Origin of the sequence: Nocardia sp. NPDC052566, from assembly GCF_044547285.1 — a bacterium.
GTDB lineage: Bacteria > Actinomycetota > Actinomycetes > Mycobacteriales > Mycobacteriaceae > Nocardia.
In genome coordinates, this window is record NZ_JBIUAF010000010.1 from 93,121 (window position 1) to 114,402 (window position 21,282).

The following is a 21,282-nucleotide window of genomic DNA, read 5'->3' on the forward strand; positions in this document are numbered from 1 at the left end:
TTACCTTCGTGCGTTGAGCCAATTACTGGTCGCTTTCAACCTGGCTGCATGGACGAACCACCAGCCTCCATTTGTTATGAGTGTAATCAATGGTCGGAGCACGACGGCGTGCCGGGGTTTCGCATCCGCGGTCGTAGGCTTCTCGGGCTCCGATTCGCTGGCCGTCATGGCTAAGACCCCCTAGGTCATGGACAATCCAAAATATCATCCGATGTTTTGTCGCAGCTGTCAACTGATGCTGCCAGTAGCGGTCAACGGGGACGACTTCCAGCAGCAACAGAGCTAATGTGGCGAAAGTGTGTCTGGAATAGGCGGAGGAATGCCAGGTCTCTGGGTTGAACCGTCAACCTATCTGATGGAGCGGCTCGTTCCCTGGGGACAGCTACCTCGTAGCGCGCCCTTGAGTCGAGCAGGCCGACTCGTGACCCGCCTGTCGCTCTCGCAATTGGATTGCCTTGATTGTCCCTCGCCCGGTCTCCGGTCGCGGCTTGACTCGGCCGAGGTGATTTTTAATAAAAGGATGCTGTGAGCTGGGCTTGAAGTTGATCGCGCTAGTTGTCGATTACGTATTCGGGCGAGTCGAAAAACTCGAACGAGAGGATTATTGACTCGTTCGATCGATGCAAGTTCAGACGCACCGCCATCGCGGTAGACCTCGCACCGAATATCGATCGTTGTCGGCTCCCGTCGGCACAACCGATATCAACCGTTGGCGGTGTCGCTGACTGTAGGGATGGAACGTAATGCGGCGTCACTCGAGGCCTATCATGCCGCTGTAGATTCTTGCCGCTCGAACGGATGCTTTCTCCCGGCGGTCGAGACTTCCGGAAGGAGCGACCGAACTGTTAGGAGCTGCAGTCTCGTCGAGGGATCGCTTCGCCTCGTTGATGATGCCGACTGCCGTTGTATCAAGAGCGCATGCGATTGACTCAAGGCGGCCAACGTCCGGCAGAGTCTCGCCCTTCTCGATCCGGTCATAGGTGGCGCGCGGCAGGTCGGCTTTTGTATATACCTGCTCCCTCGTCATCTCACGCTTCCGACGGCGCTCTCGGATAACTCGAGCCACGGCGGCGTTGAGGCTGTCGCGCGCTGCGGCGTTCAGTGGGTCCTCTGTCGCCATCGGACTAGCGTATCTGGCGCAGGCTGGGCGATCCAGCAGGGGGCGTTCTGGGGAAGTAATTCTTTGAAGCCCGCCGACCACCTGGGATGATCTTGCCTTGCGGTACTCAGATGTGAGTACTAGAGTCGGCTCGGAAGCATTGATTGTAGGAGGACTCGATACGAACAGGCCGACGGCAATGCCCGTTCTGTTCGGTCGAGCGGGCACGACCTGACGTGCCGCGATACCAGATCCAAGGAGGCTGACCGACGTGGCGTGATCGCGAACGGCGCCGATTGCCGATAAGCCGCAGTGACTGATCAAACTGAGTGGTCCACTGTGTATGACAATAAAAGCTATCGAACGCGCGAACGAGGATTGCGGAACTGGCCCGCCTTGTTCGTGGAACAGTACTGCTGAGCGGGGTACCGATCCTTAACTATGGAGGGGAAGGATCGGCATCCGTCTAAGTGCTACCTGTCCTGCTGCGCTGAGTTAATGCGATCGCATGATGCTTGATGCGGCGATTAAATAAGACAAACCCTACATTGGATCACGAAGATAGCCTGAGGGTGCTAGCAATTAGGAGGGGCGATGACTGGACTTGAGTACGATCCTGCAAACCTATCTGATGCTGAACAATGTATTTTCGTCCCTGAAACGGTGCAGGTGTCAAGCGGTGGGAACAAGCCCCTTGCGGACGATCCTCCGGTCCAGGTGCCCATTCGGTCGCTAAAATCTGGATTCTCTCCCAGGTTGGCTGGTGAAGATGCCGACCATATAAAAATCCTGGCCGAATCCGATTCTCCGTTGCCTCCAATTCTTGTGCATCGCCCTTCAATGCGGGTGATCGATGGAATGCATCGACTGCGGGCCGCGGCGCTCCGGGGGGAGGAAACCATCATGGTTGAGTATTTTGACGGTTCTGATGAGAACGCCTTTATGCTTGCTGTCAAGAGAAACGCAAAGCATGGCCGCCCGCTCACGCGATCGGATCGGGCGGTCGCTGTGCGCCGGATTCTCAAGTCCCATCCGACATGGTCAGATCGAGCAATCGCCTCGACGACTGGAATTTCAGCAAGAACCGTGGCCTCCGTCCGGCGACGTTCGGCTGATGGCAATTCGCAGTCACACGTCCGGCTCAGTCTCGACGGCCGAGAGCGCCCCGTGGATGCGGTAGCTGGCCGCCTCCGAGCTTCTGAGCATATTGTCAGGGAACCAAGCGCGTCGCTTCGCGAGATCGCATGCAGCGCTCAAATATCGTTGTCTACCGCGCAAGATGTTCGCGAGCGTATGCGGCTTGGGATGGACCCGGTTCCACCGAAATGCAAGCCAGACCGGGTGGCCAACAACAGGACGAAGAGCTCCGTGAACGACCCGGGCCCAATGTTCTCGCCGAGTATCGCACCTACCGATCGCGACGCACTGATCCAGAAACTGAGGCGCGATCCCTCGCTCCGCTTCAACGAAACGGGCCGCCTACTCATTCGCATGCTCGACCTTCAGTCTGACTTGCCAGAGAAGTTGAAAAAGCTCGCGGATCATGTCCCGGCGCACTGGCTTGGAGCTGTTACCGCATTAGCGGGTACCAATGCGAACGCCTGGCAGCACTTCTTCGCCCAACTCAACGATCGTCTGCGAACCAGCGCCTAGATGAGTGAAGCTGCCTGGCTGCGCCGACTGTGCGCGCGGTGGCTGCCAGGTCCTAGACCCGGCAGCCACCGCACCTCGCCTATTTAGCATTCTCTCCCGTATATGGCGGTCGTATACAACTGAACCAGTGCGGGGGTCCGGATACGTTACAGATCTCCTACAACGTCACGAATGGCGCCGCTGCGTAACTTTCAGCGGGAAGCTGATATTGATCGCAATTGTTGTGCAGTTGGCCACTGAGGTGATCTTAACAAAGATGTGATGGAAGCCCGTCATGTTCATACCGAGTGACGAGGGGTGCGTCTTGGACGGTCACACCGCTTACTGCGGACTGGCGGTGGTGTGGTGCAGGGTGTGCCAGCGGCCGACCAGCGCGGCGAACCCTAGCTTGCCCCAGCGCTCGCAGCCCTCAGAGCAGGGCTGAACGTGAGCAGTGCGATAGCAGGAAGTCAACCATTGGTTTGGGGAGGACAAACAGTGGAACTGAGAAGTCTCCGTCATTTTCTAGCCGTAGCAGAAGAACTGAACTTCGGTAGGGCGGCCAAACGGCTGTTCATTAGCCAACCGGGATTATCACAAAGCATCAGAGCGCTGGAGCGGGAGATTGGTCGACCGTTGTTCGAGCGCAGTCGAAGGCATGTGGCGCTGACGTCCTTCGGGCACGTGTTGTTGCCCGAGGCGGAAGGGCTGCTTGCGCATGCGGCGGAGGTCGAACAACTCACTAAACGTTTGGCGAGTCGGAAGCTCGGCACGCTGGTGCTCAATCACACGCGTTCGGCTGGGCTCGGCTTGCCCGTCCAACTCACTGCATCATTCCGCAAAATACATCCGCACATCTGCGTGGAGACCTACAACGGGTTCACCAGTCTCAATGTCGACAAGCTCAAGGAGAAGAAGTCCGACGTAGGGTTCGTGCGCCCGCCGATCGATCCGTCGGCAGGCCTGCGCTGTGTGGTGATTGCCGAGGATGAGGTCGTTCTGGCGGTACCGGAAGACCATCCACTGGCTGGGAAGCCGGACATTGACCAGGCAGACCTTGACAACGAGCCACTGGTGTATTTCCCTGAATCCGCAGGGGGGTTATGGAGCACAATGCTTGACGCTGTGTACGGCCACGGGCAACGTCCCGACATCAGTCGGGTGGAACCCGATGAGACGCATATGCTCGCGGCTGTATCGGAGTGCGCTGGGATCACTCTGCTCACCAAGCCGTCTGCGGCGATATTCAACATGCCAGGAGTCGTGATCAAACCGTTCCGCTATCCGGCCAGGGTTCCGCTCGGTCTCGCGTGGCGACCGGATAACACCAACCCAGCGCTGGAGACATTCCTCTCGTTCGTGCTCAGGCATGAGAGGACGAAACCGTCCGTGGAGCTCTAAAGTGCAACACTTGATCCCGCCGCCCACTGGGTGGAGCATGCGCCGCCGCACCTGATTTGCAAGATCGGTTGCGGTCTCCGGCAACGCCATATTGCTGTCTATCGACGACTGGGTTCAGGCCGAGCATCGCTGCGTTCTCGGCCGATGCGAGCAGTTCATCCGGTTCGCCCCGTTAATCAGGCGTGTCTTGCGTACCGGAGAGCTGTTGCCCCGAATCCATCCACGAATGGCCCAGAGTGCGACAGGTTAGGTATAGGCGCGCCTCAGCGACGCACGTTCGAATATTCACCAGCGGCTCCTCAGCGATCTTCCTTGACCAGCAACGGTGTCTTGCCGGACCGCTGGTTCACTGAGAGCCTGTCGGTCACATGCACCGTAAATGCTTCTGGGTGTGCCTGGACCTCGAACCCGAGGCGGTAGACAACGGTCAGGATGGCTTCGCGCACCCTGCGCTCCACCGCCGTCGCATCGGCACCTGCTGTGACCTTGATGCGCAACTCGATGCGCTCGTCTGGACGACCGTGGCGGAATAGTGCCACCTGAGCGTCCGAGACCTCGGTGTCCGCGAGCGCCACTTGTGAGATCTCCTGCGGAGTGACGAGAATACTCAGGAATTTCAACTGTGGATCGTTCCGCCCGATCACGCGTAGTGCGGGTTCGGCGCGACCGCATCTACATGCCATCATCTCGCCGCGGTCGCCGACGTTATAGCGCACCACGGGATTGAGGCACTGCGAGTGCAGGTTGGTCACGACAATCATTTCGTCGACCAGCTCCACATACTGGTACGGCATCAGGTGGAATGTGTCGAGCGCGCACGCCGGCCCGTTGTGGCCGATCACCCATGTCTCGGTCGAGCCGTATATACCGTGCAGCTCCGCGTCGGGCAGCATCCGCCGGGTGATCTCAAGAGCGTGATTTCCGTACGCCTCGCCATTCCACAGCAGCTTCCGTAACGCAGGTGGGTTCCTGCCTATGGACTCGCAGTGCTCCAACAGGTGCGCGATGCGGCTCTGCGTCGCGTTGAGCGCGGTCGCTCCAAGCTGTTCGATGAAGTCGAGCCATACGCTCAACTGATCTTCTTCGACTGCGCCCAGCGGGATTGTCGTTGCACCGGCTCCGTGTGCGAGCGCTGAATAGAAGTTGTGTGACGCGCTTAGCCGGCCTGGGGTGTCGTAGTTGACCAGGACGTCGTCGGGGGTGAGTGGGTCCCACTCTTGCCGGATATCGTCGATGAGTTGCCCGCTGGGGATCAGGCTGAGCTTCGGCTGTGCTGTTGTCCCGCCACTGCCGAGCACGATTGCACCGTGTGGCTGGTCGCGTGCCCACACCAGCACGTCGGCGAACGCCGACCGGAAGTCATCTTTGGTCAAGATCGGCACACGATGCCAGTCCGGTACTGAAGAACCCACCAGCGCCCGATAGCGGTCGGCCAGAGAAGGTAGTTCCATCATTCGGTGGAGAACATCCTGGGCTGCTCCCAATGGTGGTCCGTTGAGGGGGGCTTCGGCAGTGACATGAGCTGTGGACATGCGATCGACTCCTGATTGAATTGTTTGCCAATGTCTTGTCGCTCACTTTGGCATCGATCGGATCAGCCCGTCCAAGACGTTCTCGTACTCACTTCATAACTGAATCGTATGAGCAGTCTGCACAGTAGTAATCCTGGCTTTTCATCATAGTGAAAATAGTTATTAGCGATGCCTCGCAAGAGTCGATAGATTCAATCTGTACGCAGTCGAGCATATGCTTGCACAACGATCGCCGTGGAGAGCTGCTCGGGCGGCAAGCAATGCCTTATATCAGTTCGAGGACCAGTGAGCATGCTGATCAGCAACCGTGAGCGTCTCGACTTTCTACTCAAGGCGCACAACGAAATACGATCGCGGTTTTGCAGCACACCGCAGCAGGACTTCTATGTAAACAAATTATCGGATTCCTGGAAACGTGCAGCTAGAGCTGAAGCCTATCGGATGCTACCGGCTTTCTCAATGGAGGAGTTTCACTCACTGCCTGTCACGCCGAAAGCTGCGTTGAAGGCCGATCCATGGAATTTCTTGACGGTAGGTTTGAATGAGGCTGCAAAGTATTACGAAACGACCGGCACGTCGGGACAGGTTACTCCTACGCCCCGCATGTTCGAGGATGTCGCGTGGAACGTGGTCTCGGTTGCGCAGGCATGGAGCAGCGTCCTGAGACCTGAGGACCGGGTTGCGGTGTTGCTGCCGTCGGACGTTGTTCCTGTCGGCGATCTCGCCGTAGGTGTATGCGAGTATCTCGCCATTCCGCACAGTCGCGTGTACCCCCTAGCTGCGGGTATCTCCGACTGGGATCGGCTTATCATGCTATGGCGGTCATTCGGACCGACCGTGCTTTTCGTTGCGCCAGGTATGGCGCTTCAGCTGACCCGTCTGCTGAAGCAACGTGGCTTATTCAGCGAATTGAGTGAGACGGTGCGCACCCTGATGTTGCTCGGTGAGGTCAGCACCCCTGCGTTATGTAAGCGTCTGGGCCGGTGGTGGAACGCTTCAGCCTACGACGCGAGCTATGGAAGCACCGAGACAGGCACGCTTGCTGCAACCTGCGGCGCCGGTCGGTTGCACCTGCTCACCGCCACAAACTACGTCGAATTAGCCATCGATGACACCGTCGTGACGCTCGCCGAGGCAAGTCGAGGCAGGCTCGTAGTAACGCCTCTCAATCTGTACGCCCGACCGCTGCTGCGTTTCGACACCGGCGACGAGGTGATCATCGGTGATGGCTGTGGGTGCGGCAATGCAGCACCGATTGTCACAGTTTGCGGGCGCGTTTCCGATGGTGTCCTGGTGCGCGGTGTGAAGCTCACTGTCCACGCGGTCGAAGACATCGTTTACAGCGCCTCGACGGCCACGGGGTACTTGGTCGAACTGGATGGGACAGGCGACCATGCGCGACTGCTTCTGGAACGCGACGTGAATGCTGATCGCGCGGCGGAAGTCGAGGAAAAGCTAGCTGTTGAGGGGATGACCCGCGCCCACCTCGGCCTCGAATGGAACGAGATCGACTTCGTCAATACACTGCCTGTTACAACGAAGAGTGGTGGTTCTCAGAAGAGTTGGAAGCGCTCCAACATTCGCGTTGTGGACCGGGCGTCGTGAGACCGACCGCAGCTGCCCGTGCCGCAGCCACTTCCCCCACCGGGCTCGGTGTTGTGTCCGGTGGCCCAGACCTTTGGTGCACCTATGCGGCCGTGCGAACCCTTGCGTGGCTCGGCCGGGTCCAGGGCATAGCGAATCAGCCGGGCACGGCGAGCTATCTCATTGGCCGCGCCAACTCCGATGGCGGTTATGCATGGACCAAGGGCATGCCATCCGACGCATGGGCGACCTTCTACTGCACTCAGGCGCTCAAGGATCTCGGTCACCAGATACCCGGGCGGGACCGCACTGCGAAGTGGCTCGACCTCACGTGGTCTGGGGACGCCTATGCGATGACCCCGGGACAGGAGCCGGACGTGTGGGCCACGCATTTCTCCACCCGTACCGCTGTCTCTGTCTGTGGTAGCGATGTGCCCGATCGTGATCGGATGTTGGTCTGGCTCAGCACATTGCAGACCAGGAGTGGTGGCTTGAGCTGGTCGCCAGAGCACGCGCGCGCTGGCTTGGCTGACGTTCGTGCATGCCACTACGGCGTCGCTGCGTGGTACGCGTTGCGCGCTGCGGGGCCGGTAGCGCCGCCCTGGGACGTCCATGCACTTGTCCGGTGGCTTGTCGAACAACAGTCAGCGGAAGGAGGGTTCAAGTTCTCGCCGAACGCGGAGATCCCCTGCATGTGGGCCACCTTTCGAGCGACCGCGGCGCTGGCCGCGCTTGGCGCGAAGCCAGAGCGTTCCGTCGAAGAGTGGATCATGGGCTTGCGCGGCCCCCACGGAGCTTTCGTCCGTTGGGCGGGGTACGACGTCGAAGACGTCTGGGCGTCGTTCTGTGCGGTGGGTGCCTTGGAGGCGACTGGGGCGTCGATTAGCGCCGTTGCGGAGGTTGTCGTCTCCCGGTTCGCCGAGCTCGCCTGCCCCGACGGCGGCTTCACGTACCGCGAGCCAGTTGCTGCTGCGGACGCGCTGACGACTGCTGCGGCTGTGCTAGTTGAAGGCAGAGAAACCCCGAGCGTGCTGCTGTCACGGAGGTGGCTGGAGGGGTGTCAGATGCCGAATGAGGGCGGCATCATGTACATGCCTGGACGCGGCAGTGAGGTCCGTTGCACGTTGTGGGCGGTCGCTGCAGGTGCGTTCCGGCGCAACGCTGCAGGCGTCGAACGCGTGCTCGACTGGCTGTGTCGGATGCAGAACCCAGACGGTGGTTTCGGCTACTGGGAAGGCCGAGGATCCGAGCTGGTGTCGACGGCGGCAGCGGTTGAGGCGGTCCGGTTACTGGGCCGCGATGTGCGGTCGGTGTTGAACTCGTCCACCCTGCAGGGATTCGTCGACAGGTGCCGACACGAAGACGGAGTCGGGCACGGGGCTTCAGCCGGCGCCACACCGACGTTGCGCTCTGGTCTGCAGGCGATGCGCGTGCGGCAGGCCCTCGGTGCTGCCAACCCGATTGCAGTGCGCGCATTGCTGGACCGGCACCGGGTGCCCGGTGGAGGTTGGGCCAACGAAGGCTCGCGTGTGCCGGACTTGCTGTCCACCTACGAGGCCGTGGTGACAGCAGATCTGCACGGTATCGCGGTCGATAACAAGCATGTCGGCCGGTTCATCGCCCGTGTACGCACGGATGCGGGCACCGCGTGGAGTCCCTTGGCGCCTGCCGGGGGGGATCGACTTGCCGATTGTCTCGGCACCCTGTTGCACAAACGGTTGGACGGCAGGCAAGCGCGCCTTGCCGCTGCCCTCACACTGTCCTGAGGTTCTCTATGCCTACGATTTACATCAATAGCGGCGTTATGTCGGTCCCCTCCCGCCGGGCGATCGCAGTGCGGCTGACCCGGTGGTTCGCTGATCGTAGCGTCCGGCCGGGCCATGTGGTGGTCCGGTTCGGTGAGGACGCAGCCAACACCGTATTCAGCGGCGGAATGCCGGTCGATGCGCTCCATCACTCGCCGGATGGGTTAGCTCAGGCGACTGTTCTCTGCTGCGTCTCTCCGGATCGCGACGAACAGTTCCGGCGCGAGTTGGCCACCGAGTTGGCCGCCGCGCTCGGGATGACGGAGCAGACGCCTTTCCTGCATATCGAATTCCGTCCAACCGAACCAAGCCTGGTCTACCTGGCCAGCAACGGAGAGTTGACGCGCGCTGATCAGGTCGCGTCGGTAGTCGTACGAGGTGAAAGCTCATGACTGTGATCAACCCATTGCCCCTGAACCGCACCCGAGAGCGTGTGCGCAACACGCTGCGCGACCGAGTCGGCGATCTACTCGACCAGGTCGGCAACGATGACGAACTGCGTGAGGCGCTTGGCGATCGCTACGACAGTCTCGCCGCCATGGAGTTTGTGTCTCGCGTCGAGGCCGAGTTCGGTGTGGAGGTCGATTTCGTATCCCACGACGTCAGGTTCATCTTCTCGACCATAAACCGGGTGAGTCAGTTTGTCGCTGAGGCGCTTGAGGATCGCGACGTGCGGGGGACCGATTCATGACCGTTCAGGTCGAGCTCGATGAGGAGGTTGAGTTCGCTACCTCCGGCCATTCCGGAGCTTCGGTGCGTTGGCTGCGCACGCGTGCGCAGCTCGAGATGGAAGTAGAGGTGGTGACCGAAGCCTTGGGTAATCCCATCGAACAGGTGGTGAATTTCGCGCCACCTGTACACCTGTTCGGCCATCTGTACGGCTATATCCTGCCCGAGCTACGCGCAATCACGTCTATCGACCTTTGGCATGATCCGCTGGCCAGGCCCAGTTTGGATCCCAGCAAACGAACGTTATTCGTCTGCCTGCCTTCCAGCTGGATGGTGCTGCGCAGCATGGTCGAGGAGATCGCCGCTCTGCCGGGTGCGGTTGCGCTACATGGCACTGGCCCGACCACCGCCACAACCGTGCGCGTTGTCGCTGACCTGCACCGGAGGTCACAAGGTCGCGTCCGCGCGATGGAGATCTTCGGAGCGACGGAGACGGGCGCCGTGGCATTGCGGGAAATTGCACACACGAGTGCTGCGCATCCCTGGACGCTTCTACCCGATGTCGACCTGTTCGAGAAGTGCGGCAACGAGCAGCTTCTGAAGGTACGTAGTCCTCGTATCGCGCGCCGCGACGACATGGCGGTGTCTCCCGAGTGGTGGCAGCTCAACGACGTGGTTCGCATAGTGGGCGACAGAGACTTCGAGTTCGTCGGGCGCACCTCGCGTTTGATCAAGGTAAACGGCGTGCAGTGCGATCTCGCCTGGGTGGAGGACGCCGTGCGCGAAGGAATGCCGGGTGTCGATGTCGTGTGCATCGCTGTTCGAGATTCGGTCCGTGGCGAGCACTACGAGCTGTTTTACACAGACCCAACGGGCACAGTGAGCACAGAGAACGTATGGCTACGACTGAAGGGGCTCCCGATCCCGCGAGCAGTGCACCGCGTCGACCAGATTCCACGCACAATCACCGGCAAGGCAAAAGTGGATCGCTTATATGCCGCCACTTCGCTTGTTCCGCCGGAATGACCATCATCGCTACGAAGTAGGGTGTCCGATGCCGAAAACTGCGGAAGTGCCAACCCTGCCACCTCATCAGCAACCAGATTGGGAATCTGAGGTGGATCTGGCGGTCGTCGATGAAGAACTGCGATCACGCAGACCACTGGTCGATGCTGGTTCATGTCATGCGTTACGTCGTGAGCTTGAGATCGTCACCCGTGGTGACGCATTAGTCATCCAGGGCGGTGATTGTGCTGAGCGGTTCGCCGAGTCCACCGCACCCCACATCCAGGCTAAGGCTGCTCAGCTTGATGAACTCGGCGACATAGTCGAACGTGTTGCTGACTTGCCCGTCGTGCGCGTCGGTCGGTTCGCTGGGCAATACGCGAAACCCAGGTCCAACCCTTTGGAGTCCCTGCCCGACGGAACTGTTTTACCGGTCTACCGCGGTGATGCCGTCAACGATCCTGAGCCAACTCCGTGTGCTCGGAAAGCGGACGCCCGCCGACTGCTACTAGCGTACGACCACGCCGCCGAGGCACTCGATGCCCTGTTCCTCAACCAGTTCCTGCTGCCGATGGCCGGCGTGTCACCGACCTACGTAAGCCATGAGGCGTTGCTGCTCGACTTCGAGCGGGCACTGGTTCGTCCGGACGATGTCTGCGGCGGGCGATACGGCTCGTCTGGCCACATGCTGTGGATTGGCGAACGCACGCGACAGCTCGACGGTGCGCACCTCGCATTTGCCGCAGAGGTGAACAACCCGATCGGTGTCAAGATCGGACCAACCACGACACCGGATCAGCTCGCTGCGATTATCGACCTGCTTGCAGTCGGTCACCCGGCGGGGAGGTTGACACTGATCATCCGCATGGGGGCTGGCGCAATCGCTGATCGGCTGCCATCGCTACTCACCACAGCGGGCGCATCTGCACGCGACTTGGTGTGGTTGTGTGATCCTATGCACGGCAATATGATTCGGACGAGCTCGGGGCAGAAGACGAGGGTGGTGGCGGATGTGCTGAGCGAAGTGGAGCAGTTCTGTACGACGCTGCATGCATACGATGTCCACCCCGGGGGCTTGCATCTGGAGCTGACTCCTGATGCTGTGACGGAGTGTGTCGACACGCACGACCGCCTTGCCACTCCCGGCATCCTTCACCGTTTTCTATCCGTTTGCGATCCACGCCTGGACCCATCGCAGGCTGAGCGGGTGGTGCGGCTCATGGCCGATCTCGTGAGGTGCTAACACGCCGAGGTTTCGTGATCGATTCATACTGGTATCTGCGAAAGAGAAGCAGGAGTTCATCTTGTCGCGAATGGTTGTCGTCAGCGGTGGGGGCACCGGAATTGGACGTGCGATCATCAAGCAATTTGCTGGTGCTGGTGACCGTGTCGTGGCGATAGGCAGGCGGTCCGATGTACTCGATCGGGTAGTTCACGAGATCAACGCGGCGATGGGCTCCGATCTTGTGTCGAGCGTTGTCGCGGACCTTTCCGAACCGGACGCGACTCAGCGCGCTGCCGAGACGATTGTTGAGCGTCTAGGAGCTGTGGATGTGCTGGTCAACAACGCTGGGGGGAATGTGGAGATCGGTGCGCCACCTGAGACTACGTCGGGCGTCACGGGCGCAGCGTGGCATTGGCTGGGAAACTTCAGGTCCAACGTGCTCACTGCGGTGCTGCTGACGGAAGCGCTCAGGGGAACCCTCGCTCAGGGCGGCCGAATTATCTTACTCAGCTCGATTGCCGCTTACCGGGGCTCTGGCTCGGGTTCATACGCGGCTTGCAAGGCGGCTCTGCATCCCTACGTGTACGACCTCGCCGAGCAGTTCGGACCGCGGGGAGTCACGGTCAACGCCGTCGCGCCAGGGTACGTCGCCGATACCGAGTTCTTCGGCGGCCGGATTTCGTCGGATCGGGAACGGCTCCTGATCAGCCAGACTGCGACCGGTCGTGCGAGCACCCCCCAGGATGTGTCGAATGCTGTGTTCTGGCTTGCGTCTCCGGAGGCAAGTCAGGTGACTGCGCAGATTGTGCAGGTTAACGGAGGGGCGCTCGTTGGACGCTAGGCTCAATGATCGTCTGCCCTCACAGAATTTGTGGCCTGTATGGTCTCGTCCGGGTTTGGCAGCGAATAACGTACTATCCATGCTGGAAAGAAATTCTTCGGCAGCTTCCGTCGGTCGTCTGCGGTTAGCGTGAGAAACAGGGACTACTCTTTAGTGCCTGAATCCTCGACAGGTTCGACTGGCTCAGCCGTGAATCGATTGGCACGGCATGGTCAACTCATTTGAGACACCGGTTAACCAGTAAAGCTGTACAGGTCTATCGCTCACTTCCTGTCAGGATGCAATTGATCGCGTGTATTAATCTTGTCGAGCGAAATGCGGAAAGCATCGTTGTCATTCTGATGAAAGTAGTTTGAAGTAGCAATCGGAATGAAGCTTGAGCTATTTCGGTCGAATTGACAGCAATGAAGATTATGTGACCTATTATAACTGAAAGTTTTCAGGTCAGAACAAGATGTTATTGGACTACTCATTGTGAACCACGCAATAATAGCGGCAAACTTGAATCGACGCTGGAGCGTCGTGATCGTGAGGTGAAAATGTCGGTCAATAGGCACGTGGTGATCGTTGACTCATACGCTCCCACGAACATGGGGCGAGGACGACTCTTACAGGAGTTTCGAGATGCCGGGTATCCATGTGTTCGGGTGCAGAGTAGCCCTGAGGTGCCGACGCTGTTCCGGTCATCGCTGATCCCTGATGGCTATGCCGCGAGCATCGTTCACGATGGAGACCTTGAGGCGACGGTTCGCGCGATCACCGACTACCAGCCTGTCGCTGTAGTGCCGGGCTCCGAGGTGGGGGTGGAGTTCGCGGATATGCTGAGCGAGGCGCTCGACCTTCCAACCAACGGTACGACGCTCAGCTCTGCGAGGCGCGACAAGTTCAGGATGATCGAGACGATCAAGGCGGCTGGTGTGCGTGGGGCGGAGCAACTGCTGGTCGAGAGCGAAATTCAGCTAACCACGTGGCACCGCGAGATCGGCGACAGGATCGTCGTCAAGCCGATCCGGGGCGCTGCCGGCGCGGGCGTGTTCTTTTGCGACTATCCAGAAGAGGCGGTGCGGGCCTACCGCGAGCTGCTGGGATCGGGCAACGTTTTCACGGCCCACAACGAGGCTATTGTGGCGCAGGAATATCACTTGGGTACCGAGTACATGGTCAACACGGTGAGTCGCGACGGCCACCACCATGTCTGCGATATCTGGAAGACGAGCCGGATCACTGCGAACGGTGTGCTGGATCTGTGCGACGGAGTTGTCCTCTTGGCACGTGAAGGCGATGTCCAGGAGGAGCTCGTCCGATATGCCTACCAGGTCCTTGATGCGCTAGGTATTCGGCACGGCCCCGCACATCTCGAGATCAAACTGACGCCCAAAGGGCCGCGTCTTGTCGAGGTCGGTGCGCGCATTGTCGGCGGTGACCTGTCGCACTGTGCTCGGATCGGTTTGGGGGAGTCGCAGGTGGAGTGGACTGTCGACGCTTACGTCCGCCCGAAGCGGTTCTTCGAACGGTACGCGGACAACTATCGGCTGCAATCCAATTTTGCATCAGTGGCGCTTATCTCGCCGTACGAGGGGACCCTTGTTGGATACCCGCATTTGGACACTCTGAAGTCGCTGGAGAGCGTGCACGAGGTGCGCATGCTTGTGAAGCCCGGCGAGCATATCTCGCGCACTGTGGACGATGTGACGTATCCGATCATAGTCAATCTTCGGCACGACGTTGAGGAGGTCGTACTGCGTGACTTCGGAACAATCCGATACCTCGACGGCACGGACTTCTACCGCGTGGCCGAGCCCGGTCCAGCTGCCTCAGGACGGTGAGCGTCCTGTGGCCGCGAAATTGCTCATCCCCGGTGAACCCTACCGCTTCCCCTTGGCTGAGCCAGGAGCATCAACTGCGATGCGATCTCGGATTCTGGAACTTGACGCGGGTGATATTGCCCGATGGCCGCTGTTCGCGAATGGATCGCTAACCAACAGCCCGCTCGGCTGGGTAGTCCCCCCTCACAGCTGCCGTCGGAATCAAGGCATCCCTCATTGTGCAATATGCGAACCGGCATCTCCCCGAGCAGTGCGTCAGTGACCGGTGACCATCATGTATGTCAATCACTCGGGATACACGGAGATATGAGCACATCCACATCAGCGGTCATGGAATTCCTGGCCGACACAGGCCTATCAGAACCGATATCCCCGCCGGAGCCGGTCATGTTGCCCTTGCGGCAACGATTCCGCCTCATCGAAACCGGTGAACTTGACCCGACTGAATGGCATGCCGTCGCCGACGCGTGGAGTAGGCGAGCCGATGCACGTTACCGCGCCTGCACAACGTTGCGGTCGCCGACATCGGACGCTCCGGTCGTGCGCATCGGTATCAAGGACACGGTCGATGTCGCTGGGTTTCCTACTACATTGGGGCTACGCAATCACCGCCACCACCCAGCCACTTCCGCCACCGTCGTGCGGCGCCTGCGAAACGCGGTCGTCACGGCCAAAGTGGTCGCAACTGAACTCAACATCGGCATCGGATCGGGCTGCGGTAATCCATATTTCCCGCGAATCAACCCAGCTGGGTCGAGCACAGGTTCTGGTGTCGCAGTTGCTGCGGGCATCTGCGACATCTCGCTGGGCACAGACGTGCTTGGCTCCGTGCGCTGGCCTGCAGGCCGGTGCGGCGTGGTCGGCCTCCGCACTACTCACAACCCGAATATTCTACAGGGCGTCTTCCCGCTTTGCCCGGCTATGGACGCACCTGGTTGGGTCGCTCGTACAGCTGACGACCTCGCTTTCCTTTGGGGCCGCGTCGGGATCGGAGTTGCCGCAAGTACAGCGACGTCTGGACCGCTGCGGATCGGTGTGCCACAGGAAGTCCTGGACGGATGCATCGAACCCAAGATCGCCGACGCCGTCGAGATCACAGTCCGCGCGTTGGCCTACGCCGGCCACGAGGTGACACGGGTCCGCCTCGGTGACCTGTGGAACTGGCGAGGACCCGCCTGGGAGTTGTGTGCGCGAGACGCGTGGAACGGCTTCCAGGTCTGGCGGGAGCGGATCAGCGATGACTTGCTGGAATCTACGATGGTGGCGCTGGAGACTGGAGCAAGGATAAGTGATCAGCGCTACGCCGAGATCTTCGCCGCTCTTCTTCGCCTCCGTTCTGAAGCGGTAGACGTCTTCAAGGCTCAGCGGGTCGACGCTTGGCTTCTGCCGCTAGACGCAGTGGTGCCGAGGCCGCGCGAAGAGAAACCGGTGGCAGCTTCGACCATTCCCACGCCCGACGATCCAGCGTACGACCGCAAGATCGGCTACACCCCGATAGCCAGCTTCGCGGGATTGCCTGCGATCACGTTTCCAGTGGGTAGGACTAGGCACGCACCACTGGCCGTGCAATTAGTCGGCCCGCCGCACACTGAGACCACGCTGATCCAGTTGGCTCGCGACGCCGGTGAGGTGCTGGGTGAAATGCGGTTTGCGCCAAGATGACTCGGACTGCTAGCGATGTTCCGTTGGTTGGCGGTTATGGAGGGAAAGATCGATGTCTTCGTGGGACTCGGCGGATATGGTGAGCGCTACCCGTGACAAGGCCCTGGAATCCGATGCATCGACCAGGACGACGAAACGCCTCGCATTCGTATACCTCGCGGTGTTCGGCGGGTACACAGGCCAACAGGTATTGACGCCCGTCCTGCCGCCGCTGGCAAGGGAACTGTCACTCACTGAGTTCCAGCTGGGCGTTGTCATGAGCACTTCGGCCGCCATGGTGGCTCTGACCAGCACTGCATGGGGTCGTCGCAGTGATACATGGGGACGCAAGCCGCTCTTCACCGGTGCACTTATCGGCACCACGGTCGGCCTCACCGGGTTTGCAATCACCGCGAACCTCGCACTTCTTGGCGCGCTCAGCTCCTCGGTGGTTTTCGTGGCTTTTCTGCTCACGAGAGGGGTGGTGTTCGGCGGTGCTCTCGCCGCACTGCCAGTCGCGGCGCGTTCCTACGTGGCCGACGTGACCACCGGCCAAAAGGAGCGGGTGAAAGGTATGTCCAGAGTCGGCGCCAGCCTGGGTCTGGGCTTGGTGCTGGGCCCGGCTATCGGCGGCCTAATCGGCAGGTTCGGTCTCCTGACAGCACTGTATGCCGCACCCCTCGTGCTCGCACTGATGGCCATCTTAATGATGGTGGGCCTACCCAAGGAAACCCGGCACGCCACCCGGATGAAAGCATCCAAGATTCGTGCGCTAGACAGCCGGATGTGGCCGTTCCTCTTAATGGGGTTCGCCATACAACTTTCGGTCAGCCTGCTGACGATGAGTATTGGGTTCCTCATTCAAGACCGACTGCATCTAGGTGCAGACCAGACGGCCGAAGCCAGTGGTTTAGTGCTGTTAGCAGGCGGTCTGCCTATGCTGTTGGTCCAGGGGTTTATCGTGCCCAAGCTTGCATGGTCGCCACTCGCCCTCCTTCGCTTTGGACTGCCTCTGACTGGCCTCGCCTTCACCGGTATGGTGTTTGCGTCCAATATCGCATCCATAATCTTCGCTGCAACCCTGTCGGGTATCGGGCATAGCTTGGCGATGCCCGGCTACAACTCGGCACCCTCACTTCTGTTCGGCCCGAATGAGCAGGGTGGTGTGGCAGGTTTGATCGGATCTGCCAATGCGATAACGCTCATCATCGGTCCTATGGTTGCGACCGGTCTTTACCAGTTCGCCCCGTCGTCGCCGTTTGTCGTCGGAGCCGCAGTCTTGTTCGCGGCGTCATTGTTCTGCCTGTTGTATCCGGGCTTATATCAAAGCCGTCTAGACGGTGTTGGTGGGCGTTGAAACCGATCTGCCCCATGAGCGGATTTTTGTATTAGGAGGGGTGAGTGCGTATTCGAGGTGACGATCTTACGATCGCTGACCTGTACAGCGTCGCGGTGCAGGGCGAGCAGGTTCAGATGGATGATGTTCAGCTCAAAATAGTAGCGGAGACATGCGATCGAATTCAGCGGTGGGCCGCCGACCAACATCCGATCTACGGCGCGACCACAGCATTCGGCGAGATGGTGCGGATGAGTATTCCGCCCAGGTACGAGACCCGGTTACAGGAGAACCTTCTGCGCAGTCATGCCGCGGGGGGTGGGACTTTATTCCCGGACGACGTGGTCCGTGCGATTCTTGTGGCTAGGCTGAACTGCCTAATTAAAGGATACTCCGGGGTAGGCGTTGACATCCTGCAGCTTATGGGGGAGTTCCTTAATCGTAGGATCCATCCTGTGGTTCCCCAACAGGGCTCGCTCGGTGCCAGCGGCGATCTCGCACCACTATCGCACCTAGCTCTACCCTTGATAGGTGCCGGACGGGTTCGCTATCGGGGTGAGATCCTGTCCGCGGCGGAAGTGCTTGCCGTACAGGGGCTGAAGCCGGTCCGGCTGGGATACAAGGCGGGCCTCGCCCTGATCAACGGAACCTCAGCTATGACAGGGACGGCATCGCTGGCGGTGATGCGCGCCGAGCGGTTGCTCCGTCTCGCTTTATGGGCGTCTGCTGCGTTCATCCAACTGATGCGAGGCTCGACGGGCGCCTTCGACGATCGTGGGCACTCGCTCAAGAACCATAAGGGACAAACGGCGATTGCCGCGGTGATCAGGAAGCTGTTGTCCGGCAGCGAACTCACCCTGGAACATCGCGATGTCATGCGCGAGATCACAAAGATCGTCGGCACCGACACTGAAATAGTTGAGACCCCCCGTTATCTCCAAAACGCATACACGCTGCGCTGCGTACCTCAGATACTCGGACCGGTGCTGGATGCGCTGGGCTATTGCCGGCGCATCGTGGAGGAGGAGTTGAACTCCTGCAATGACAACCCGTTGATATTCGATACACCTGAGAACATCTTTCACGGCGGCAACTTCCACGGTCAGTATGTGGCAATGTCCAGCGACTTCCTCAACATCGCGCTCACCGAGATTGGCGTACTCGCCGAACGTCAGCTGAACCGGCTACTTGATCCGCATCTCAACATCGAATATCCGGCTTTCCTGGCACTTGGTGACAAAGGGTTGTTCTCCGGGCTGCAAGGTTCTCAATATTTGGCGACCAGCATTGCCGCCGAGAATCTAGACCTTGCTGCGCCTGTATCGGTCAAGACTATTCCGTCCAATGGACAGAACCAGGACGTAGTAAGCATGGGTTTGATAGCAGCGCGGAAGTCGCTGCAGCTCGCTGACAACGTGCAAACCATTGTTTCTGTGCTGGTCGCCGCTTGCTATCAAGCCGCAGCAATGACGGGGTTCAGTCGATTCAGCCCTGGTGTACGCGGACTGTTCGACCTGCTCTCCGAGAAAGTTTCCCCCTATCGTGACGACGAAGCCGTCGCCAGCGATTTCCTGGTTACCGTACGGAAAGCGGTGCTCGACGACGGGGCGGACTCGTTGCTGCCCACGCTAAGCCCATGACGGCTCTGAGTCTGAGAGCGATCAATCAACCCATGAACGATGACACGGACGCATCGATTACCGTGAGTGTGGCACAGTCTAAGCCTAGGTGCGTCACGGTTTGCTGTGGTCGATGGATGCAACAGGAATCTGCTGTAACAATGCCTGGCATTGAATCGCTTTGTTTCAACATTCAAACACAAATATTACTTTCGGCATGCATCCGCTGTCATAATTGAAAATTATTGCCGCAGTTGACAATTAGATTGATTTCGACAACGTTGCTTCGCTGCATGCCGGTGTCTGGATGCTCAGTCTAAGCAATGATGAGTAGCCATCTACCGTGTCATCTGAATCCGCTGAACCCCTGTCTGCATACTCAGGGGGAATATCACTTTCCAGCTCCATTTCCGAGGAGGCATCATGACCGTCCCCACTATTGAATCTGAAGTCCGCAGTTACTGCAGGAACTGGCCCGTGGTGTTCAATCAGGGGCGTGGTAGCCACATGTTCGATCGCGACGGCCGCGCCTATCTGGACTTCTTCGCCGGTGCCAGCGCCCTGAACTACGGTCACAACCACCCTCTACTCAAACGGGCACTGCTCGCCTACCTTGAGCAGGACGGGGTTACCCACAGCTTGGACATGTTCACCGCCGCCAAGGAAGACTTTCTCAACGAGTTCGCGGCGCGGGTCCTGGAGCCTCGCCAACTGGACTATAAGGTGCAGTTCCCCGGTCCCACCGGGACCAACAGCGTGGAGGCCGCGCTCAAGCTGGCTCGCAAGGTGACCGGGCGCCAGACAATCGTCGCCTTCACCGGGGCCTTCCATGGCATGTCGCTGGGTTCACTGGCCGTCACGGGAAACGCCGCGAAGCGTGCGGGTGCTGGTGTTCCGCTTGGGCACACCTGGAGCCTCCCCTACGATGGATTCTCCGGAGGCCAAGTGTCCGGGCTGACGCTGCTGGACAGCATGCTTGCCGACACCAGTAGTGGCATGGATCTCCCCGCGGCCGTGATCGTGGAGACAGTACAGGGGGAGGGGGGCGTCAACCCGGCCAGCTCGACCTGGCTCGCAGACCTGGCGGAGTTGTGCAGCCGCCGAGAAATCCTGTTGATCATCGACGACATTCAAATGGGCTGCGGCCGTACGGGCCCCTTCTTCAGCTTCGAGGTCGCCGGGATCATTCCGGATATCGTCTGCTTGTCCAAGTCCATCAGCGGATACGGCCTGCCGATGTCCCTCACGCTCTTCCGCACTGGATTGGACGTGTGGCAACCGGGTGAGCACAACGGCACCTTCCGCGGTAACAATCCGGCATTCGTGACGGCGGCCGCTGCACTGCGGGAGTTCTGGGCGGACAACGCCCTGGAGAAGCAGACCGAAACACGGGGTCTCCTGTTCGAGGAGAGCTTGGGTGAGCTCGCCGATCGGCACGCGGTGTACGTAGCTGCGTTGCGCGGTCGTGGCCTGGTATGGGGTCTAGCCTTCCGGGAGCCTCGCATGGCTAGGCGGGTCGCTGACGCGGCGTTCGCCCGCGGGCTCCTGGTGGAGACGTCGGGCTCCTGCGACGAGGTGGTGAAGCTCCTGCCGCCCCTGACGACCACGGACGAAGAACTGGCCGAGGGGCTCGGCATTTTGCGGGACTCGGTGGCGTCAGCGGTGGGTGGCTGACCGCGCACCCAGAGCCATCAGCGAGGCTGTCGCTGGATCCCGCTGCGGGCTCCTGCCAGCTGCGGGTATCGAGGCGTGTCCAGACTCGACCGATCACAAGGCCCCGATGGATTGGGTTCGGCTGCGTGTCAAGAACACACGCGAGCTGGCGCTGGCCAAAAGGCTACTAAAGCCCGGTTCCTCACTGAACTGGTGACCGTCAGGACACGATGCGGCGGCAAGGTGGCTTAGCTGGCGAATCCTGGCGGGCTTGCTGACAAATGTCGGCAGAGTTGGTTTTTCGGAGCGGATCTTGCATTATGCGTGAGAAGTTGAGCAGTCTCCCATCGGCTATATAACACATGCGTTTTCCGCTTGCATGATAGACCGATCGGCGACACCGAAAATTTGATG

Annotated in this window: 16 protein-coding genes; 14 read left to right on the plus strand and 2 right to left on the minus strand. The window is 59.8% G+C overall.

What is annotated here, in order from left to right; all coding sequences use genetic code 11:
• Positions 1-751 precede the first annotated feature (751 nt).
• Complete coding sequence (locus ACIG5A_RS42685) at positions 752-1,120, minus strand: helix-turn-helix domain-containing protein (protein ID WP_397251165.1); 369 nt, start codon at positions 1,118-1,120, stop codon at positions 752-754.
• A gap of 573 nt (positions 1,121-1,693) precedes the next feature.
• Here ACIG5A_RS42685 and ACIG5A_RS42690 point away from each other — a divergent pair.
• Together ACIG5A_RS42690 and ACIG5A_RS42695 are read left to right on the plus strand one after the other, a co-directional pair.
• A complete protein-coding gene (locus ACIG5A_RS42690; RefSeq protein WP_397251167.1) occupies positions 1,694-2,752 on the plus strand; it encodes a ParB/RepB/Spo0J family partition protein in 1,059 nt (352 codons plus the stop codon).
• Positions 2,753-3,229: 477 nt separating this feature from the next.
• On the plus strand, positions 3,230-4,132 hold the full coding sequence (locus ACIG5A_RS42695) for a LysR substrate-binding domain-containing protein (RefSeq protein ID WP_397251169.1): 903 nt from the start codon (positions 3,230-3,232) through the stop codon (positions 4,130-4,132).
• Between the two features lie 299 nt (positions 4,133-4,431).
• Here ACIG5A_RS42695 and ACIG5A_RS42700 read toward each other — a convergent pair whose 3' ends face one another.
• Complete coding sequence (locus ACIG5A_RS42700) at positions 4,432-5,664, minus strand: AMP-binding protein (RefSeq protein WP_397251171.1); 1,233 nt, start codon at positions 5,662-5,664, stop codon at positions 4,432-4,434.
• A 291-nt stretch (positions 5,665-5,955) separates the two neighbouring features.
• Between ACIG5A_RS42700 and ACIG5A_RS42705 the strand changes: the two genes are divergently transcribed.
• The 12 genes from ACIG5A_RS42705 to ectB all read left to right on the plus strand — a co-directional run bounded on the left by ACIG5A_RS42705 (position 5,956) and on the right by ectB (position 20,889).
• A complete protein-coding gene (locus ACIG5A_RS42705; RefSeq protein ID WP_397251173.1) occupies positions 5,956-7,269 on the plus strand; it encodes a phenylacetate--CoA ligase family protein in 1,314 nt (437 codons plus the stop codon).
• Positions 7,270-7,361: 92 nt separating this feature from the next.
• On the plus strand, positions 7,362-9,014 hold the full coding sequence (locus tag ACIG5A_RS42710) for a prenyltransferase/squalene oxidase repeat-containing protein (protein ID WP_397251177.1): 1,653 nt from the start codon (positions 7,362-7,364) through the stop codon (positions 9,012-9,014).
• An 8-nt stretch (positions 9,015-9,022) separates the two neighbouring features.
• The gene (locus ACIG5A_RS42715) at positions 9,023-9,445 is read left to right on the plus strand and encodes a hypothetical protein (protein WP_397251179.1); all 423 of its coding nucleotides are present in this window, start codon (positions 9,023-9,025) and stop codon (positions 9,443-9,445) included.
• On the plus strand, positions 9,442-9,744 hold the full coding sequence (locus ACIG5A_RS42720) for an acyl carrier protein (protein ID WP_397251181.1): 303 nt from the start codon (positions 9,442-9,444) through the stop codon (positions 9,742-9,744). Before ACIG5A_RS42715 ends, ACIG5A_RS42720 begins: the two co-directional genes overlap by 4 nt.
• The gene (locus tag ACIG5A_RS42725; protein ID WP_397251183.1) at positions 9,741-10,748 is read left to right on the plus strand and encodes a hypothetical protein; all 1,008 of its coding nucleotides are present in this window, start codon (positions 9,741-9,743) and stop codon (positions 10,746-10,748) included. Before ACIG5A_RS42720 ends, ACIG5A_RS42725 begins: the two co-directional genes overlap by 4 nt.
• Positions 10,749-10,776: 28 nt before the next feature.
• Entirely contained in the window at positions 10,777-11,970 is a 1,194-nt protein-coding gene (locus ACIG5A_RS42730) for a 3-deoxy-7-phosphoheptulonate synthase (protein ID WP_397251185.1), read from the plus strand.
• 70 nt (positions 11,971-12,040) lie between these two features.
• Positions 12,041-12,793: an SDR family NAD(P)-dependent oxidoreductase gene (locus ACIG5A_RS42735; RefSeq protein WP_397251555.1), complete on the plus strand. Its 753-nt coding sequence runs from the start codon at positions 12,041-12,043 to the stop codon at positions 12,791-12,793.
• Between the two features lie 539 nt (positions 12,794-13,332).
• Positions 13,333-14,619 carry an ATP-grasp domain-containing protein gene (locus ACIG5A_RS42740; protein ID WP_397251557.1) on the plus strand — a complete coding sequence of 429 codons (1,287 nt, stop codon included), beginning with the start codon at positions 13,333-13,335 and terminating at the stop codon, positions 14,617-14,619.
• Positions 14,620-14,925: 306 nt separating this feature from the next.
• Positions 14,926-16,281 (plus strand): amidase, encoded by a 1,356-nt coding sequence (locus ACIG5A_RS42745; protein ID WP_397251187.1) that lies wholly within the window; start codon positions 14,926-14,928, stop codon positions 16,279-16,281.
• Between the two features lie 52 nt (positions 16,282-16,333).
• Positions 16,334-17,617 carry an MFS transporter gene (locus tag ACIG5A_RS42750; protein ID WP_397251191.1) on the plus strand — a complete coding sequence of 428 codons (1,284 nt, stop codon included), beginning with the start codon at positions 16,334-16,336 and terminating at the stop codon, positions 17,615-17,617.
• 44 nt (positions 17,618-17,661) lie between these two features.
• Positions 17,662-19,236, plus strand: a complete 1,575-nt coding sequence (gene cmdF, locus ACIG5A_RS42755; protein ID WP_397251193.1) for a tyrosine 2,3-aminomutase — start codon at positions 17,662-17,664, stop codon at positions 19,234-19,236.
• Positions 19,237-19,638: 402 nt separating this feature from the next.
• Positions 19,639-20,889, plus strand: coding sequence for a diaminobutyrate--2-oxoglutarate transaminase (ectB, locus tag ACIG5A_RS42760; RefSeq protein WP_397251196.1), 1,251 nt, complete (start codon positions 19,639-19,641; stop codon positions 20,887-20,889).
• The last annotated feature ends 393 nt before the right edge of the window (positions 20,890-21,282 follow it).

Bases quoted from the DNA above. Each gene is read 5' to 3' on its own strand.
- ACIG5A_RS42685 (WP_397251165.1), bottom strand. From the start codon at position 1,120: ATGGCGACAGAGGACCCACTGAACGCCGCAGCGCGCGACAGCCTCAAC.
- ACIG5A_RS42690 (WP_397251167.1), top strand. From the start codon at position 1,694: ATGACTGGACTTGAGTACGATCCTGCAAACCTATCTGATGCTGAACAA.
- ACIG5A_RS42700 (WP_397251171.1), bottom strand. From the start codon at position 5,664: ATGTCCACAGCTCATGTCACTGCCGAAGCCCCCCTCAACGGACCACCA.
- ACIG5A_RS42705 (WP_397251173.1), top strand. From the start codon at position 5,956: ATGCTGATCAGCAACCGTGAGCGTCTCGACTTTCTACTCAAGGCGCAC.
- ACIG5A_RS42715 (WP_397251179.1), top strand. From the start codon at position 9,023: ATGCCTACGATTTACATCAATAGCGGCGTTATGTCGGTCCCCTCCCGC.
- ACIG5A_RS42720 (WP_397251181.1), top strand. From the start codon at position 9,442: ATGACTGTGATCAACCCATTGCCCCTGAACCGCACCCGAGAGCGTGTG.
- ACIG5A_RS42725 (WP_397251183.1), top strand. From the start codon at position 9,741: ATGACCGTTCAGGTCGAGCTCGATGAGGAGGTTGAGTTCGCTACCTCC.
- ACIG5A_RS42730 (WP_397251185.1), top strand. From the start codon at position 10,777: ATGCCGAAAACTGCGGAAGTGCCAACCCTGCCACCTCATCAGCAACCA.
- ACIG5A_RS42735 (WP_397251555.1), top strand. From the start codon at position 12,041: ATGGTTGTCGTCAGCGGTGGGGGCACCGGAATTGGACGTGCGATCATC.
- ACIG5A_RS42740 (WP_397251557.1), top strand. From the start codon at position 13,333: ATGTCGGTCAATAGGCACGTGGTGATCGTTGACTCATACGCTCCCACG.
- ACIG5A_RS42745 (WP_397251187.1), top strand. From the start codon at position 14,926: ATGAGCACATCCACATCAGCGGTCATGGAATTCCTGGCCGACACAGGC.
- ACIG5A_RS42750 (WP_397251191.1), top strand. From the start codon at position 16,334: ATGTCTTCGTGGGACTCGGCGGATATGGTGAGCGCTACCCGTGACAAG.
- ectB (WP_397251196.1), top strand. From the start codon at position 19,639: ATGACCGTCCCCACTATTGAATCTGAAGTCCGCAGTTACTGCAGGAAC.